Raw genomic sequence first — 16394 nt, forward strand, 5'->3', positions numbered from 1 at the left:
TCCCTATCCTTTTCAGCATAGGAATCCTACGATCTTGCGAGGTGCGCTCATGAGAAGATCCGCGAAGGTGGCCGTCGCCTTAGCCGTTGCCAGCCTCACCTGCCTGCTGATTGCCCGGCAGGTCCCCAAATTGGAGAAGGCGGCCGAAGCTCGCCCCTAGCTGGCGCCGCGGCCTTGGCCGCGGCGCCATAACGCTTCTTACCTCAGCTCCCTCTTGCCCGCTTCGGCTATCGGTCGAGGAGCAGCGCGTCGAAGTCGAGCTCCATCGGCCCCTCGACGCGGCAGACGTACTCGCCCTCGTCGTCGAGGTCGACCAGCACGTGGCTGCGGTCGCGCACCTCGCCGGAGATCACCTTCTCGGCGATGCAGTCGACCACCTGGCGCTGGATCAGGCGCTTCAGCGGGCGGGCGCCGTAGACTGGGTCGTACCCGTCGATCGACAGGTGCTCCATGGCCGCCGGCGTCACGTCGAGCGTGATGCGGCGGGTCGCCAGGCGCTCGCGCACCTCGTCGAGCTGCAGGTTCACGATGCTCTCGATGTTCGCGATGTTGAGCGCGTTGAACGTGATCACGTCGTCGATGCGGTTCAGGAACTCGGGCCTGAACGTGGTGCGCAGCGTGTCCTGCAGGCGGTTGGTGAAGTCCATCATGCGCTTGGCCGCGGCCTCCGGCGTCATGCTCGCCATCTGCTCGACCATCTCGCCCATGGTCTGGTTCTCCTGCGCGGCCTGCTCCTGGATGATCTGGCTGCCGATGTTCGAGGTCATGATGATGATGGTGTTCTTGAAGTTCACCACGCGGCCCTGCCCGTCGGTCAGACGCCCGTCGTCGAGCACCTGCAGCAGCACGTTGAACACGTCCGGGTGCGCCTTCTCGATCTCGTCGAGCAGCACCACCGAGTACGGGTGGCGCCGCACGGCCTCGGTGAGCTGACCGCCCTCGTCATAGCCCACGTACCCCGGAGGCGCGCCGATCAGGCGCTGCACCGAGAACTTCTCCATGTACTCGGACATGTCGATGCGCACCATGGCCTTCTCGGAGTCGAACAGGTACTCCGCGAGCGCCTTGGCGAGCTCGGTCTTGCCCACGCCGGTGGGGCCGAGGAACATGAACGAGCCGATGGGCTGGTTGGGGTCGGACAACCCCGCGCGGTTGCGGCGGATGGCGCCGGCCACCACGCTCACGGCCTCGTCCTGGCCCACGACGCGCTGCTTGAGCACGTCCTCCAGATCGACGAGCTTCTCCATCTCGCCCTGCATCATCTTGGTCACGGGGATGCCCGTCCAGCTCGACACCACGGAGGCGATCTCCTCCTCGGAGACCTCCTCCTTTAGGATGGCGCCGTCCTGCTGCTTGGCCTTGAGCGCCTGCTCGGCCTCGACGAGCTGGGACTGCAGGCCGGGGATGCGCGCGAAGCGCAGCTCCGACGCGCGGGCCAGGTCGCCCTCGCGCGTGGCGCGCTCCTCCTCGAGCTGCGCGGCCTCGAGCTCGGCCTTCAGGTTCTGCACGCCCGCGATGACGTCCTTCTCGTTCTGCCAGAGCGCCTTCTGGTGGTCGAGCGCCTCGCGCGCGTTCGCGATGTCGCGGCGCAGCCGCTCCAGGCGCTCGGCCGAGGCGGCGTCGGTCTCCTTCATGAGCGCCTGCTCCTCGATCTGCATCTGGATGAGCTTGCGCTCGGCGGCGTCGACCTCCTCGGGCATCGAGTCGATCTCGATGCGCAGGCGGGAGGCCGCCTCGTCCATGAGGTCGATGGCCTTGTCGGGCAGGAAGCGGTCGGTGATGTAGCGGTCCGACAGCTCGGCCGCCGCCACGATGGCGCCGTCGGTGATGCGCACGCCGTGGTGGATCTCGTACTTCTCCTTCAGGCCGCGCAGGATGGCGATGGTGTCCTCGACGGACGGCTCGCTGATGAGCACGGGCTGGAAGCGCCGCTCGAGCGCGGCGTCCTTCTCCACGTACTTGCGGTACTCGTCGAGCGTGGTGGCGCCGATGGCGTGCAGCTCGCCGCGCGCCAGCGCCGGCTTGAGCATGTTGCCCGCGTCGAGCGAGCTGTCGCCGCCCGCGCCCGCGCCCACGATGGTGTGCAGCTCGTCGATGAACAGGATGACGTTGCCGCCCGCCTCCTTCACCTCGCGCAGCACGGCTTTCAGGCGGTCTTCGAACTCGCCGCGGTACTTCGCGCCCGCCATCATGGCGCCCAGGTCGAGCGACACGATGTCGCGGTCGCGCAGGCTCGAGGGCACGTCGCCCGCCACGATGCGCTGCGCGAGCCCCTCCACGATGGCCGTCTTGCCCGTGCCGGGCTCGCCGATGAGCACCGGGTTGTTCTTGGTGCGGCGCGACAGCACCTGGATGGTGCGGCGAATCTCCTCGGAGCGGCCGATCACCGGGTCGAGCTTGCCCTCGCGGGCCTGCTGCGTGAGGTTCTGGCCGTACTGCTCGAGCGCCTCGAACTGGGTCTTGTCGGTCTGCGAGGTGACGCGCGTGTTGCCGCGCAGGTCCTCGTAGGCGCTCTCGATGTTCTTGCGCGTGACGCCCGCCGCAGTGAGCACGCGGCCCGCCGCGCCCTTGTCCTCCGACAGCGCGATGAGCAGATGCTCGCTCGTGGCGTAGCTGTCGCCGAGCTTCTCGGCGATCTTCACCGCGTTGTCGACCACGCGCATGAGGTCGTTGCCGGGGATGGCCATGGGCATGGCGTTGCCCGAGGCCTTGGCCATCTTGCCGATCTCGTCCTCCACGTTGCGCGCGAGCTGCGCCGGGTCGGCGCCGATGCGCTTGATGATGGCCGCGATGTTGTTCTCACCCGCGTCGAGCAGCGCCTTCAGCAGGTGGATGGGCTCGATGACGGCGGCCTCGGCGTCACCGGCCACGCCCATGGCGCCTTGGAACGCCTCCTGGGCGGTCAACGCCAGTTTGTCTAGTCTCATGGTTCCTCCTTAGGGAAGACGGCGCGCGGCAAAGGCGCCGCAGCGCCACGTGCTCCGCCGACGCCGACTTGGCGGCGCCCGCGGTTAGGGAAGGTAGCGCAGCGCGGCCGGCAGGTCCGACACGCGCACCAGGCTGTTCACGCTCTCGCGCGTCTCCAGCTCGTGCACGCGGTCGGCCAGGCGGCGCACGCGCTTGTGCAGGTCGTCGAGCTCCTGGTCGCGCTCGTCAAGGCGCCCCTGCAGATCGAGGATGCGAATGACGCCCGCCAGGTTGATGCCCTCGCTCGTCAGCTCGTTGATGAGCTCGAGGCGCTCGATGTCGGCCTGGGAGTACATGCGCGTGTTGCCGCTCGTGCGCTGGGGCGTGACCAGGCCCTTCTGCTCGTAGGCGCGCAGGGTCTGCGGGTGCACGCCCGCGAGCTCCGCGGCCACGCTGATCATGTACAGCGGGCGGTTGCGATCGTTTACTGCCATGTCCTCACGTCTTCCGTCGTGGCGGCCAGAAACGCCTCCATGGCCGCCTTCTGATTCTCGTTCATGTGCGCGGGCACCTTCACCTCGACCTCGATCTTCAGGTCGCCGAACGCGCCCTTGCGCTTCACGTCGGGGGCGCCCTTGCCCCTGATGGTGAGCATCGTGCCGTCCTGCGTGCCGGCGGGGACCTTCACGCGCACCTTCGCGCCGTCGGGCGCGGGCACCACGATCGACGCGCCGAGCGCGGCCTCGGCCACCGTGACGGGAAGCTTCACCACCACGTCGGCCTTGTCGCGGCGGTAGTAGGGGTGCGCGGCGATCTTGGTGGTGACGAGAAGGTCGCCCGGCTCGCCGCCGTTCTGGCTGAGGCCGCCCTTGCCCTTGAAGCGCAGGCGGCCGCCGTCGACCGCGCCGGCCGGGACCTTCACCGTGATGGTGTCGGAGGCGGACTTGCCGGGGATGCGCACGGTCACGCGCTTCTCGACGCCCTTGAACGCCTCGTCGAAGGTCACGTTGAGGGTGACGTTCATGTCCTGCCCGCGGCGCGGCCTCTGCTGGCCGCCGCCGAAGTCCCAGCTCGTCCCGAACGCGCCCTCGCCGTGGCGGATGCTCTCGAGGATGTCGGCCCAGCTGCCGCCGAAGCCCTGGCCGCCGCTGCCGCCGAAGATGTCCTCGACGGAGAAGCCCTGGCCGCCGGCCGCGCCGCCCCATCCGCGCGGGATCTGGTTCTCACTCGCGGTGCCGTACTGGTCGTACAGGGCGCGCTTCTTGTCGTCACTCAAGACCTCGTAGGCCTCGTTAATCTCCTTGAACTTGGCTTCGTCGCCGCCCGCGTCGGGATGGTGCGTGCGCGCGAGCTTGCGAAACGCCTTCTTGATCTCGTCAGCCGAGGCGGTGCGAGGCACGCCGAGCGTCTTGTAGTAGTCAGGCGTAGCCGCCATGCCTTCCACCTTTCTTTCTTCTGGTTCTGCAACGAGGGCGGACCAAAAGCCCGCCCTCGAAAGCTGTCATTGTCGGTAATGCCTCGGCGCTCCCGAGCGCAGCGTCGCCGCTACTCCTCTTCGGAGGGCTTCTCCCGCTTCGGGCCGCCCGTGGTGACCGTCACCATGGCGGGGCGGAGCACCTTGGCGCCCATCCGGTAGCCCTTCTGGTACACCTGCGCGACCGTCTCGTCGGGGACCGTCTCGTCGGGGACGGTAGCGACCGCCTGCGCCTCGAGCGCGTCGAACGCCTCGCCCGCGGGGTCGATGATCTCCACACCGCCCTTCACCAGCGTGTCGACGAGCTTGGCGTGCACGGCCTCCACGCCGCCGAGCAGGCCCACCTCGCCGTTGTCGTTGGCGTAGGCGATGGTGCGCTCGAAGTCGTCGAGCACGGGGAGCAGGCTCGTGACCAGCTTCTCAGTGGCGCGCGCCTTCTCGGCCTCGCGCTGCTCGTTGGTGCGACGGCGGTACGTGTCCCACTCGGCGTGCAGGCGCACGTACTTGTCCTTCCACTCGGCGACTTCCGCCTTGGCCTGGGCGACGATCTCGGACTCCGCGTCCACGCCCGCCACCGCGGCGTCGGCCTCGGCGGCGAGCTCGGGGTCGATCACCTCGGCTTCGACAGCCTCGGCCTCGTCGACGGCGCCGGCTTCGTCGGCCTGGGCGGCCTGGCCGGCCGGGTCAGCCGACCCGGCCGCGCCAGCGCCGTTGGCATCGGGCGTCGAGGGGGTCTCGCCCATGCCCGCGTTGTCCTCGGCGGAAGCGTCCACAACTTTGTCCTTGTCGGGCGTGGTCATGGCAGCTACTTCCTCTCGTTGTCGTCGTCGACTACCTCATAGTCGGCCTCGATGGTGTCGTCGTTCGCGGCAGCCGCGCCCGCGCCCGGAGCGCCCGCGCCAGCGGCGGCGTCAGCGCCCTGCGTGGAGTACACAACCTCGGCCAGCTTGTAGCCCGCCTGCTGCAGCTTCTCGGTGGCAGCCTTGATCGGCTCGACGTCGGTGCCCTCGAGCGCCGTCTTCGCCTCGGCGATGGCGGCCTCGGCCTGCGACTTCGCGTCGGCCGGCACCTTGTCGCCCAGCTCGTCGAGCGTCTGCTGCGTGGCGTTCACCAACGCGTCGGCGTTGTTGCGGATCTCGACCTCTTCCTTGCGGGCCGCGTCCTCGGCGGCATGCGACTCGGCGTCCTTCACCATGCGGTCGACTTCGTCGTCAGACAGCGCGGTGGAGCCGGAGATGGTGATCTGCTGCTGCTTGCCCGTGCCCAGGTCCTTCGCGGACACGTTCACGATGCCGTTGGCGTCGATGTCGAACGTGACCTCGATCTGCGGGACGCCGCGGCGCGCCGCCGGGATGCCGTTGAGCTGGAAGCGGCCGAGCGTCTTGTTGCCCGCGGCCATCTCGCGCTCGCCCTGCAGGACGTGGACCTCGACGGAGGGCTGGTTGTCAGCGGCCGTGGAGAAGATCTCGGTCTTGCGGGTGGGGATGGTGGTGTTGCGCTCGATCATCTTGGTCATGACGCCGCCCATGGTCTCGACGCCCAGCGACAGCGGGGTGACGTCGAGCAGCAGGATGCCCTGGACGTCGCCGGCGAGCACGCCGCCCTGGACGGCAGCGCCCATGGCCACGACCTCGTCGGGGTTCACCGACATGTTCGGGTTCTTGCCGGTCATGGTCTTCACGAGCTCCTGCACGGCGGGCATGCGGGTGGAGCCGCCGACGAGGATGACCTCGTCGATCTCGCCCGTCTTGAGGCCCGCGTCGCGCAGCGCCTGCTCAACCGGCTTCTTGCAGCGATCCAGCAGGTCGCGCGTGATGCGCTCGAACTCGGCGCGCGTCAGCGTGAGGTCGAGGTGCTTCGGGCCCGAGGCGTCCGCGGTGATGAAAGGCAGGTTGATGCTCGTCTGCGAGGTGGAGGACAGCTCCATCTTCGCCTTCTCGGCCGCCTCCTTCAGGCGCTGAAGGGCCATCTTGTCGGCGCGCAGGTCAATGCCGTTCTCGGCCTTGAACTTGTCAGCCATCCAGTCGATGACGCGCTGGTCCCAGTCGTCGCCGCCGAGGTGGTTGTCGCCGGCGGTTGAGGCAACCTCGAACACGCCGTCGCCAAGCTCGAGCACGGAGACGTCGAACGTGCCGCCGCCGAGGTCGAACACGAGGATCTTCTCGTCGTGGTCAACCTTGTCGAGGCCGTAGGCGAGCGCCGCGGCCGTGGGCTCGTTGATGATGCGCAGCACCTCGAGGCCCGCGATCTTGCCCGCGTCCTTGGTGGCCTGGCGCTGGGCGTCGTTGAAGTAGGCCGGGACGGTGATGACGGCCTGCGTGATGGGCTGGCCGACCTGCTTCTCGGCGTCGGCCTTCAGCTTCTGCAGGACCATGGCCGAGATCTCCTCGGGGGTGTAGTCCTTGCCGTCGATGTCGATGACCGCGCGGCCGTCCTTGCCGGCCTGCACCTTGTAGCTCACGGTCTTCTGCTCTTCGGAGGTCTCGCCGAAGGAGCGGCCGATGAAGCGCTTCACGGACGAGATGGTGTTCTCAGGGTTGGTGACGGCCTGGTTCTTCGCGGCCTTGCCCACGACGCGCTCGCCGTCCTTGCGGAAGCCCTCGACGGAGGGGGTGGTGCGGTCGCCTTCGGCGTTCACCAGAATTTCGGGCTCCGAGCCCTCCATGACGGCCATGGCGGAGTTCGTGGTGCCCAAGTCGATGCCGAGAATCTTAGCCATTGCAAGTTCCTCTCTTTCTTTCAGCTTTTCTCACAGATAGCCTGTCGGTTTCTTATTGCATGCTGTCAATATAAAATCTAAGTGTTTGATTGTCAAGTTTCCTTAATGGTTTGCGGTGAAATAACCTCGCACTGCGCACTTTACACACAATTGGCCCTGCAGACGCGGGCGGAAGGGGTCCGTTACGGGATGAGAAGGCGCGCGTTGACGGCGCGAGGCGGGGCCGCCACAAGGCGTCCACAGCGGGAAATGATCGGGGGGCAGGTGCGAGCGCCACGACGCGCGGGCGCGCGGCAATCCGCGAGCGTCGGGCAACTTGCACACGCCCCGTAGTCCGCGAGCGGTCCGCAGCCCGTGTGCGCCTGGCGGCCCGCGGACAGCGCGTCCGCGCCCGGCAGCCCGCGGACAGAGCGCGCATACCTATATAAAGAGGGCGCCCGGCTGGTGACCGGACGCCCTCTTCTTGAGCTTGTGTCTTCGACACGAGGCCGAGCCTCGCTGTACCTGCCGCAGCGGGCAGCACGTGGGGGTTCGACCGCGCTTGCGCGCTTCTTAGCGCTCGTCGCGTGAGCCGCGCGAGCTGCGCAAGCTATGAGCTGTGCTAGTCCTCGACGATCTCGGAGATAGCCCCCATCGGGCACTCCTCGACGCAGTCGCCGCACGCGATGCAGGCGTCCTCGTTGACAGCCTCAGCAACGCCGTTGACAACTTCGAGAACCTCTTGCGGGCACGCGTCTACGCAGATGCCGCAGCCGATGCACTCATCAGCCTCAATAACCGGGTGTGACATTAGCAACTCCTTCTCAGTCGAAAGCCCCCATGGGGTGTTCCCCACAACTTTCGTAGCGCAAGATACCATTAATAGGTCGCCGCGCAAGTGGAAACGGACATTTTCCAGACTACGGTAAAAAAAGCAAACGATTCGGCGTTACGGCTTTAGAGCAGGCTCCAAGGGAAAACGGGAGGGGAGGGACAGCGCCGAGGACCCCTCCCCTCCCGCCAGGCCGCACAGCTAGCAGATGCGGGGAAGCTGCTCGCCCACGAGCATGTCGAGGATGCGCGTCGAGCCGAAGGCGGTGCGCAGGAACACCTTCGGGCCACGCTCGGCCTTGGCCTCGGACACCTCGCCGATGATGGCCGCGTCGCGCCCGTAGCGGTTCGCGCGCATGGCCGCGAGCGCCGATTCGGCCTCCTCAGCGGGGACGACGCACACCATCTTGCCCTCGTTGGCCACCTGCATCACGTCGTAGCCGAGCATCTCGCACGCGCCGAGCACGGCGTCTCTCACCGGGACGCGCTCCTCCTCCACCGTGATGTCGACGTTCGCCTGGCTCGCCAGCTCGTTCAGGGTGCTCGCGATGCCGCCGCGCGTGGGGTCGCGGAAGCAGCGCGTGTGCGGGGCGGCCGCCAGCACGTCGGCGATCAGGTGGTTCAAGGGCGCGGCGTCGCTGGCGATGTCAGCCGAGAAGCTCAGCCCCTCGCGGCAGCTCATGATGGTGATGCCGTGGTCGCCGAGCGTGCCCGACACCAGCACCGCGTCGCCCGGGCGGCACTGCGCGCCGCCGAGCTCGAAGCCCGGCGCGAGCGCGCCCACGCCGCTCGTGTTGATGTAGATGCCGTCGCCGTGCCCGCGGTTGACCACCTTCGTGTCGCCCGTCACCAGCTTGACGCCGGCCTCCTTCGCCACCTCGGCCATCGACTGGCAGATGCGGCGCAGGTCGTCCATCGGGAAGCCCTCCTCCAGGATGAACCCGCAGCTGAGGTAGAGCGGGCGCGCGCCGCTCGTGGCCACGTCGTTCACCGTGCCGCAGATGGCGAGCCGCCCGATGTCGCCGCCGGGGAAGAAGTGCGGCGTGACCACGAACGAGTCGGTGGAGTACGCCAGGCGCTCGCCCGGCTCGAGCGCCGGGAGCACCGCCGCGTCGTCTCCGCGCAGAAGCTCATCGGTTCCGTACGCCGCGAAGAACACCTCGTCGATGATGCGCTTCATCATGGTTCCGCCGCTGCCGTGACCCAGCATGACGGTTGTGTCGTTTGCCACTGTGCTGCCTTCCTTACATATGCCGGCCGGTGGTGGTGAGGACCAGCCGGCCGTTCTGCACGCCCTTGGTGCCCAGGATCAGGTTCGCGATGTCCTGCACCAGCCCCGTCTCGCCGCGCATGACGATCACCTCGAGGCACATGTGCTGGTCGACGTGCACGTGCATCGTCGAGATGATGTACTCGAAGTAGTCGTGCTGGATGGTGTGGAGCTTCTCCTGCAGGTCGTTCGAATGGTGGTCGTACACGATGGTGAGCGTGCCCATGACCAGCGTGCCCGGCGTGGCGCACGCGTCCTCGACCAGCGCGTCGCGCACCAGGTCGCGCACTACTTCGCTGCGGTTCTTCGCCAGGCCCCGGCGCGCCACCAGCCGATCGAAGCTCATGAGCAGGTCCTCGGGCATGGCCACCGAGAATCGCATGAGGTCGTTGCTCATGGCAGGCCGCTACACGAGGCTGACCGTCACGCCCGCGGCGCTTTCCGCGTCGTCCTCGATGGCGTCCTTCGCCTCGTCGAGCATGGCGCGCACGTCGTCGAGCAGCGCCTGGGCTGCGTGGAGCTTCTCGGACACGGTCGCGAAGCCCGCGTCCTCGGCGTTGTGCGCCAGGTTGTGCGTCCAGCGGCGCTCAAGCTTGATGTGGTCGTCGATCTGCTCGATCATGAGCTCGAGCTGGCCGGTGTTGACTCCGTTAGTGCACATAATGACCTCCCTTGATGGAAACGGCTTCGCCGTTTGGATTAAACTAACTTAATACGGACGGCGCGCAACATCAAGGAGCGAGTGTGACTTTTCCAGCAAGAAGTAACATTTATGAGGTCAACGCCATGGGCACGCTCGCCGTATACGGAGACTTCGTGGAGGGGACGGGCAACGAGCTTCTGCTGGTGGCAAGCACGCGCGCGCTGGGCGGCGCGGCGAGAGAGGCGCTCGAGAAGTCGGCGGCGGCCCTCGGGTACGGCGCGCGGGGATGCGCGTACGTGGTCGCGGCGGTCGGCGGGGCAGCGGACGGGGGCGCGGCGGCCCCCGGGCTCGCGGACGCAGCCGACGGGGCTCCCGAGCCCGCTGGCACGGCGCTGGGCGCGCGGGACCTCCTGAGCGTGGTCGAAGGGCTCGACCCGCTGGCGATCGTGGCCGCCGACGCCGACGCCGCCTCGCTGCTCGGACGCGCCTACCGCTGCGAGATCGCGCTCGACGCCGCCACGCGCGTCATGGGCCGCACGGTGGCGGCCTTTCGCCGCTTCGAAGACCTGCTCGAGACCCCGGAAGAGAAGCAGAAAGCGTGGGCTCTGCTGAAAAAGATGCCCAAACTGGGATAATATGGGCTTCACCTGCGGCAGCGCCGCGGCGTGCACGCTCTTGATCGGAAAGGACCCCCTCATGGAAGACATGATGCAGCTGCTCGACCTGTGGATCGCCAAGGCGGACGACCCCGTCGTGCAGGAGCAGCTCCAACAGCTCAAAGCCGGTGACGAGACCGCCGTGCGCGACGCCTTCTACCAGGACCTCGCCTTCGGGACGGGCGGGCTGCGCGGCATCATCGGCGCAGGCCCCAACCGCATGAACGTCTACACGGTCGCGAAGGCCACGCAGGGCCTGGCGAACTACCTCAACGCGAGCTTCGACGCGCCCAGCGTCGCCATCGCGCGCGACAGCCGCAACATGGGCGAGACGTTCGTGCAGGTGGCGGCTGGCGTCTTGGCCGCCAACGGCATCCGCTCGCACCTGTACCCGCGCATCGAGCCCACCCCTGCGCTCAGCTTCGCCGTGCGCGACCTGGGCTGCGCGGCGGGCATCTGCATGACCGCGAGCCACAACCCCGCGCCCTACAACGGCTACAAGGCGTACGGCCCCGACGGCTGCCAGATCGCCACACAGGCGGCACACGACATCCAGGCGGCCATCAACGCCGTGGACATCTTCGACGACGTGAAGCGCATGCCGTTTGACCAGGCCCTCGCCGAAGGCTGGGCCAGCTACGCCGACGAGGGCACGCTCGACCGCTTCGTCGACGCCGTGTTCGCGCAGTCGCTCGAGGAGCCGGGCGCGAACGCCGACGCCGGCTTCAAGGTGGTCTACACGCCGCTCAACGGCACGGGCCTCGAGTGCGTGACGCGCATCCTCGAGCGCGTGGGCGTGACCGACGTGACGCTCGTGGAGGAGCAGACCGCGCCCGACGGCAACTTCCCCACCTGCCCCTACCCCAACCCCGAGATCCGCGAGGCGCTCGAGCGCGGGCTGGCGCTGTGCGAGGACGTGCGCCCCGACCTGCTGCTGGCGACCGACCCCGACGCCGACCGCGTGGGCGTGGCGGCGCTGCACGACGGCGAGTATCACCTGATCAGCGGCAACGAGATGGGCATCCTGCTGCTCGACTACGTCTGCCGCATGCGCGCCGCGCGCGGCGAGGACCTCTCGCGCGCCGTGGCGCTGACCACCATCGTGTCAACCGCCATGGTCGACGCGCTGGCCGCCGAGTACGGCTTCCAGCTGCGCCGCACGCTCACGGGCTTCAAGTACATCGGCGAGCAGATCGGCCTGCTTGAGGCCGCGGGCACGCCCGAGCGCTTCATCTTCGGCTTCGAGGAGAGCTACGGCTACCTCTCCGGCACGCATGTGCGCGACAAGGACGCCGTGAACGCCAGCATGCTCATCTGCCAGATGGCGCGCGATTGGAAGGCGCGCGGCGTTGACCTGGTGGAGGCCATGGACGCGCTGTACCGCAAGCACGGGTACCACCGCAACGCCACCATCAGCCTGGAGTACCCCGGCGCCGCCGGCGCTGAGAAGATGGCGAATATCATGAGCGGACTCTCCGCGAACGCGCCGCAGGAGGTGGCGGGGCTGCGCGTGACCGCGTGCGTCGACTACCAGCAGGGCGTGGCCATGCCGTACGTGGGCTCGGCGGGCGCCGACGGCGAAGCCGACGCGCCGCAGACGCTCCCCGCGGCGGGCGTGTTCGAGATGCAGCTCGAGGGCGGCAGCAAGCTCATCGTGCGCCCGAGCGGCACCGAGCCGAAGATCAAGGCGTACCTGTTCGCCGCCTGCCCCACCCCCGAAGAGGCTGCCGACCTGCTGGCGAAGATGGACGAGGCTGCCCGCGCGATCCTGGCATAGGCGCGCCCGTACAGCAGGCGGAAGCCCCCTGCGCGAGGACCTGGTCCCGCGGCCTCCCGACCTCCCGGCCCCGCGAAGACTCGCATCCTGCGATCTTCGCGGGGCCTTTTCGAACGAAGGATTTGCAGAGAAACTCACTGGGGGGACTTGCGGAGCACCTTGTGGAGAAATTGTAAGTATAGGCTAACTTTTGGCGACTGCGCCTTGCGCTGCGGAAGAAGTTGCCATAAGATAACTTTCGTCGAGAGGGAACGGCACCGAAGAGCAGCAGCCCGAGCGAGACGCCGCGAAGGGTGTGAAGCCCAAGAGGCGTCGCGAAGAGCCCAAAGCCCAAGAACGAGACTTCGCGAAGGGCGTGAAACCCAAGAGCGAGACGTCGCGAAGGGCGTGAAGCCCGAGGGAGCCCGAACCGATCGCAACTCCTCCTCTCTTTTGCTTTACTGGGCGGCGAAGCGTTCCTCGTCTTGCTTCGCCGCAAACAAGGTGAGCCCGCAGGATCCCCCTCCTTGCGGGCTCGCCTTGTCTTTGCCCCCGTGATGTTAGGACGAAGCGCGCTGTTGTCCCAGAGAGGCCGCAGCAACGCGTGCTGCTGCCCCAGCGAGACCGCAACAACGCGCGCTGTTGTCCCAGAGATGTCGCAGCAACGCGCGCTGCCGTCCTGGAGATCCGAAACGAACCTGTCGCCGCCCCGGCTCCCTCAGGGCTGTTTTGCGAAACGCGTTTCGCAAAACAGCCCCAGAAAGACAGAGCAAGGCAGTCAACCCAACTCGCCCGCCAAAATCTCCCGCCGAAACCTACCGAAACAAGCAAACGAAACCGTAGAGATTGCAAGAGACGCACGCTTCTGGCGCAAAGGCGAAAGGGTGCGGGAGCAAACACGGAGGCCGCGAGAGCAAACGAATGTTTCACGTGAAACATTCGTTCTTGAAACAGTCGAGCTACGCGCAGCCGATTTTCGAATCTGAATCCCCGAAGCGATGTGCGGCACCCCGTGCGGTGCCACCACGCACGACATCCTCTGAGACGGCATGCGTCCTGACGTAGAAAAAGCCGCTGGGGGAAGCGGCTTTTTCCACACGAGAGAAACGAGGAGAAGAAAGTGTCTTTGTCTTATTCCTTTTGTCTACGCGATTCATCATAATCGCTTTATTATTTCTAGTCAAGAATAATCTTGAGAAAATATTATATGGTGCGAATTTGCGCCTAGGGAGCCTGCGTCACCTGCATCACAGCGATCCGCATCTCAAAGGCCTGCGTCACAGAGACTCCCGTCACGTGCACCTGCGTCTCAGAAATCAACGTCACGAGAACCTGAGCTCCGCAGGTCCGCACCCCAAGGCGTCACGGGGATCTGTATCTCGGTAACGAACTCGGAGACATCGTTGGTCAGGCCGAAGTCGATCATGGTGACCTCCCTCGAGAAGCCCGCCACGCCCAGGCCGCGCTCGCGCGCGAACTCCAGAAGGCACGCGTAGTGCCGCGGCGCCGCCTCGTGCGAGCCGCGGAAGCGCGTGACCAGGCACGTCCCCTCGGGCAGCAGCACCGTGCCGCCGCGGTAGTCGTCCTCTTCGTCCAGCACGATGAAAATGAGCTCGTAGGGGTGGAAGCGCCCGCGCTCAAGCGACTCCTGCGAGAGCCCGATGCCCACCTTCCCCAGGAAGATCGCGGTGCTCTCCTCGTTGCGTTCGAGTTCGCGAATGTGAATCTCCAGGTCAAGCGCGCTCTCCACCGCGAAGCTCTTCTTGAGCAGCGCAATGCGGCGCGCCGGCACCCGCTCGAGCGAAATCGCGTCCATCTGCGCGCCCACGGCCTCGTCGATCTGCGCGAGGCGGTTGTCGATCTTGCGCTGGATCGCGCCTAGGCGCTCCTGGCGCTGCGCGACATCGTCCCTCTGCTGCAGCAGCATCGCGCGCACGCCTTCGATCCCGCGGTTCTCGATGAACTCTTGGATGCGCTCAAGGGGGATGTCGAGCTCGCGCAGGTAGCGGATGGTGTTGAGGCGCTCGAACTGGCGCGTGCTGTAGTAGCGGTACCCCGTCGCGGGGTCGACGACCTCCGGCGACACGAGCCCCAGCTTGTCGTAGTGCCGCAGCGTGCTCACGCTCAGGTGGAACAGCCGCGCGATCTCGCCTATCTTGAACAGGTCGCCCTCCATGCGCTCTCCTTCTTCGCCTCGCCGCGTCCTCCCACGCGGCGCTCCTGCACCCCCTGTGCCGCGGCTCCACCGCGCCACCTCGGCGTCCCATCACGCCGCTTCGCCCCACCGCTGCCAGCGCGCCACCTCAGCTTGCAGCGCCTTCCTTCCCGCCGCTTCGGCGTTTTCGCAGTTTCCGCTTGACTCTACATCTATTGTAGAGTTTTTAATACGTCTCGCACACGACAAATCACCGCGACCCGCACGCTCAGGCGCGTCGCCCGAAAGGAATCGCCATGATCGGAACCATCGTCAACGCAGGCTGCATCGCCGTCGGCAGCATCGTCGGCAGCGTGGTGAAGAAGGGGCTCGACGAGAAGCTCCAGAACGCCCTGTTCACAGCCATGGGCCTTGCCGCGCTCGGCATCGGCATCAACGCCGTGGTGCAGAACATGCCGAACAGCAACTACCCCGTCCTGTTCATCGTGAGCCTAGCGCTGGGAAGCCTGGCGGGCACCGCCGTCGACCTCGACGAGCGCTTCCAGCGCCTGAGCGAGCGCCTGTCGAAGGGCAAGAGCGAGCTGGGGCGGGGCCTCTCCACGGGCATCCTGCTGTTCTGCATCGGCACGCTGTCCATCCTGGGCCCCATCCAGAGCGCGCTGTACGGCGACCACACCTACCTGTTCGCCAATGCCGCGCTCGACCTGGTGACCAGCATGGTGCTCGCGTCGGCGTACGGCATCGGCATGATCCTGGCAGCCGGCGTGCTGTTCGCGTGGCAGGGCAGCATCTACGGGCTCACGCTGCTGCTCGGCAACTTCGTGACGCCCGACATGATGTGCGAGCTGTCCGTGGTGGGCGGCTTCCTCATCGCAAGCACCGGCATCTCGATCCTGGGGATCAAGGACCTCAAGACCATGAACATGCTGCCCAGCCTCGTGGTGCCCATCGCCTTCTGCGCCGCAGCAAGCGCGTTGGGCTGGTAAGGGGGGCGCGCTCGCGCGCGCCGCGCGCCGCACCGTCCGCAAGCCGCACCCCCCCGCGCGCCGCGCCGCGTATTCCTCCTCTACCGCGCTTATTTCCCAACAAATATTATTTCTCTACAGGTATAATTAGGCCGTCACCCACCGGCCGCGCACCGCACGCGGCGAACTTCAACACGAGGAGGAACGATGAGCGAACGAGCAGACGGAGCGAAGCGCCTGGAAAAGGCCGCGGCGTGGGAGCTCTACGACCGCCTTATCGAAGGCGTGCCCGCAGGCATCGCCGTGCGCGACTACTGCCTGGGAACGCGCTGGTCGTACGTGGAGGCCGACTGCGGCATGGGCGTCAGCTTCTCCTGCAAGGGCGGCGCCCCGTATGCCCTGAAGGACGACCTGCGCAAAGCCGACCTGCGCAAAGTGGCCGAGCTTGCCAAGTCGTGGTGCTTCGAGGATGCCTCGCTCGGCGTCGCCGCGCTCAACGCCTGGTACTCGCGACCGGAGATGATCGACGGGCTGGGCGCCCTCTACGACGACCCCGTGGAGCTGCCCGACGGCACCGTCCGCAAGCTGGACGCCTTCGGCGCGTGGCGCCCGCGCATAGAAGAGGCGCATCCCGACGGCGATGCGCGCGTCGTGGTGGTCGGCCACTTCCCCCACGTGGACCGCATCGAGGAGTATGCCCAGCTCACCGTGCTCGAACGAAGCTGCACGAGCCCCCTCGACACACCCGACCCCGCGTGCGAGTACGTGATGCCCCTCGCCGACTACGCCTTCATAACGGGCGTCACGATCATCAACAAGACCTGCCCCCGGCTGCTGCAGCTCGCGCAACGCGCCACCACCGTCATGACCGGCCCCTCAGTCGTCATGTCGCCCATTCTCTTCGAGTACGGGGCCGACACGCTGGCTGGCAGCGTGGTGGAAGACCCCGACAAGGTGCGCTTCGCCGTGAAGACGGGGAAGGGGCAGTTCTTCGGGGAGGCCCTGCGCATGTCAGGGGTGAGCCGCCCGAGCTGCTAGG

At 67.0% G+C, this 16394-nt stretch carries 14 protein-coding genes; 4 read left to right on the forward strand and 10 right to left on the reverse strand.

What is annotated here, in order from left to right:
- Nucleotides 1-227: 227 nt before the first annotated feature.
- The 9 genes from clpB to G7Y50_RS00775 form a co-directional block, all read right to left on the reverse strand.
- The gene (gene clpB / locus G7Y50_RS00735) at nucleotides 228-2927 is read right to left on the reverse strand and encodes an ATP-dependent chaperone ClpB (protein WP_165047308.1); all 2700 of its coding nucleotides are present in this window, start codon (nucleotides 2925-2927) and stop codon (nucleotides 228-230) included.
- A gap of 84 nt (nucleotides 2928-3011) precedes the next feature.
- Complete coding sequence (locus tag G7Y50_RS00740; protein WP_165047312.1) at nucleotides 3012-3401, reverse strand: heat shock protein transcriptional repressor HspR; 390 nt, start codon at nucleotides 3399-3401, stop codon at nucleotides 3012-3014.
- Complete coding sequence (locus G7Y50_RS00745; RefSeq protein WP_165047322.1) at nucleotides 3392-4342, reverse strand: DnaJ C-terminal domain-containing protein; 951 nt, start codon at nucleotides 4340-4342, stop codon at nucleotides 3392-3394. Before G7Y50_RS00745 ends, G7Y50_RS00740 begins: the two co-directional genes overlap by 10 nt.
- Before the next feature lie 110 nt (nucleotides 4343-4452).
- Nucleotides 4453-5181, reverse strand: a complete 729-nt coding sequence (locus tag G7Y50_RS00750; RefSeq protein WP_165047329.1) for a nucleotide exchange factor GrpE — start codon at nucleotides 5179-5181, stop codon at nucleotides 4453-4455.
- A gap of 5 nt (nucleotides 5182-5186) precedes the next feature.
- The gene (gene dnaK / locus G7Y50_RS00755) at nucleotides 5187-7100 is read right to left on the reverse strand and encodes a molecular chaperone DnaK (protein WP_165047345.1); all 1914 of its coding nucleotides are present in this window, start codon (nucleotides 7098-7100) and stop codon (nucleotides 5187-5189) included.
- Between the two features lie 601 nt (nucleotides 7101-7701).
- Complete coding sequence (locus G7Y50_RS00760; protein ID WP_206214590.1) at nucleotides 7702-7890, reverse strand: 4Fe-4S binding protein; 189 nt, start codon at nucleotides 7888-7890, stop codon at nucleotides 7702-7704.
- Between the two features lie 222 nt (nucleotides 7891-8112).
- The gene (gene hypE / locus G7Y50_RS00765) at nucleotides 8113-9120 is read right to left on the reverse strand and encodes a hydrogenase expression/formation protein HypE (RefSeq protein WP_165047682.1); all 1008 of its coding nucleotides are present in this window, start codon (nucleotides 9118-9120) and stop codon (nucleotides 8113-8115) included.
- Between the two features lie 34 nt (nucleotides 9121-9154).
- Nucleotides 9155-9577, reverse strand: coding sequence for a nickel-responsive transcriptional regulator NikR (gene nikR, locus G7Y50_RS00770; protein WP_165047355.1), 423 nt, complete (start codon nucleotides 9575-9577; stop codon nucleotides 9155-9157).
- Nucleotides 9578-9586: 9 nt separating this feature from the next.
- On the reverse strand, nucleotides 9587-9841 hold the full coding sequence (locus G7Y50_RS00775) for a dynein gamma chain protein (protein WP_165047361.1): 255 nt from the start codon (nucleotides 9839-9841) through the stop codon (nucleotides 9587-9589).
- Nucleotides 9842-9924: 83 nt separating this feature from the next.
- Between G7Y50_RS00775 and G7Y50_RS00780 the strand changes: the two genes are divergently transcribed.
- A complete protein-coding gene (locus G7Y50_RS00780) occupies nucleotides 9925-10458 on the forward strand; it encodes a hypothetical protein (protein WP_241156399.1) in 534 nt (177 codons plus the stop codon).
- A gap of 61 nt (nucleotides 10459-10519) precedes the next feature.
- Nucleotides 10520-12256 carry a phospho-sugar mutase gene (locus G7Y50_RS00785; RefSeq protein WP_165047367.1) on the forward strand — a complete coding sequence of 579 codons (1737 nt, stop codon included), beginning with the start codon at nucleotides 10520-10522 and terminating at the stop codon, nucleotides 12254-12256.
- A 1288-nt stretch (nucleotides 12257-13544) separates the two neighbouring features.
- Here G7Y50_RS00785 and G7Y50_RS00790 read toward each other — a convergent pair.
- On the reverse strand, nucleotides 13545-14411 hold the full coding sequence (locus G7Y50_RS00790) for a MerR family transcriptional regulator (RefSeq protein WP_165047373.1): 867 nt from the start codon (nucleotides 14409-14411) through the stop codon (nucleotides 13545-13547).
- Between the two features lie 275 nt (nucleotides 14412-14686).
- On the opposite strand from G7Y50_RS00790, the gene G7Y50_RS00795 reads away from it, so the two are divergent.
- Nucleotides 14687-15376, forward strand: coding sequence for a DUF554 domain-containing protein (locus G7Y50_RS00795; protein WP_165047377.1), 690 nt, complete (start codon nucleotides 14687-14689; stop codon nucleotides 15374-15376).
- Nucleotides 15377-15562: 186 nt separating this feature from the next.
- On the forward strand, nucleotides 15563-16393 hold the full coding sequence (locus tag G7Y50_RS00800; protein ID WP_165047384.1) for a DUF364 domain-containing protein: 831 nt from the start codon (nucleotides 15563-15565) through the stop codon (nucleotides 16391-16393).
- The last annotated feature ends 1 nt before the right edge of the window (nucleotide 16394 follow it).

This window comes from Adlercreutzia sp. ZJ176, from assembly GCF_011038975.1.
In the GTDB taxonomy this organism is placed as follows: domain Bacteria; phylum Actinomycetota; class Coriobacteriia; order Coriobacteriales; family Eggerthellaceae; genus CAAEEV01.

Coding starts and splice junctions, on each gene's coding strand:
- nikR (WP_165047355.1), bottom strand. CDS start 9,577: ATGAGCAACGACCTCATGCGATTCTCGGTGGCCATGCCCGAGGACCTG.
- G7Y50_RS00795 (WP_165047377.1), top strand. CDS start 14,687: ATGATCGGAACCATCGTCAACGCAGGCTGCATCGCCGTCGGCAGCATC.
- clpB (WP_165047308.1), bottom strand. CDS start 2,927: ATGAGACTAGACAAACTGGCGTTGACCGCCCAGGAGGCGTTCCAAGGC.
- G7Y50_RS00760 (WP_206214590.1), bottom strand. CDS start 7,890: ATGTCACACCCGGTTATTGAGGCTGATGAGTGCATCGGCTGCGGCATC.
- G7Y50_RS00785 (WP_165047367.1), top strand. CDS start 10,520: ATGGAAGACATGATGCAGCTGCTCGACCTGTGGATCGCCAAGGCGGAC.
- G7Y50_RS00800 (WP_165047384.1), top strand. CDS start 15,563: ATGAGCGAACGAGCAGACGGAGCGAAGCGCCTGGAAAAGGCCGCGGCG.
- hypE (WP_165047682.1), bottom strand. CDS start 9,120: ATGCTGGGTCACGGCAGCGGCGGAACCATGATGAAGCGCATCATCGAC.
- G7Y50_RS00750 (WP_165047329.1), bottom strand. CDS start 5,181: ATGACCACGCCCGACAAGGACAAAGTTGTGGACGCTTCCGCCGAGGAC.
- dnaK (WP_165047345.1), bottom strand. CDS start 7,100: ATGGCTAAGATTCTCGGCATCGACTTGGGCACCACGAACTCCGCCATG.
- G7Y50_RS00740 (WP_165047312.1), bottom strand. CDS start 3,401: ATGGCAGTAAACGATCGCAACCGCCCGCTGTACATGATCAGCGTGGCC.
- G7Y50_RS00775 (WP_165047361.1), bottom strand. CDS start 9,841: ATGTGCACTAACGGAGTCAACACCGGCCAGCTCGAGCTCATGATCGAG.
- G7Y50_RS00790 (WP_165047373.1), bottom strand. CDS start 14,411: ATGGAGGGCGACCTGTTCAAGATAGGCGAGATCGCGCGGCTGTTCCAC.
- G7Y50_RS00745 (WP_165047322.1), bottom strand. CDS start 4,342: ATGGCGGCTACGCCTGACTACTACAAGACGCTCGGCGTGCCTCGCACC.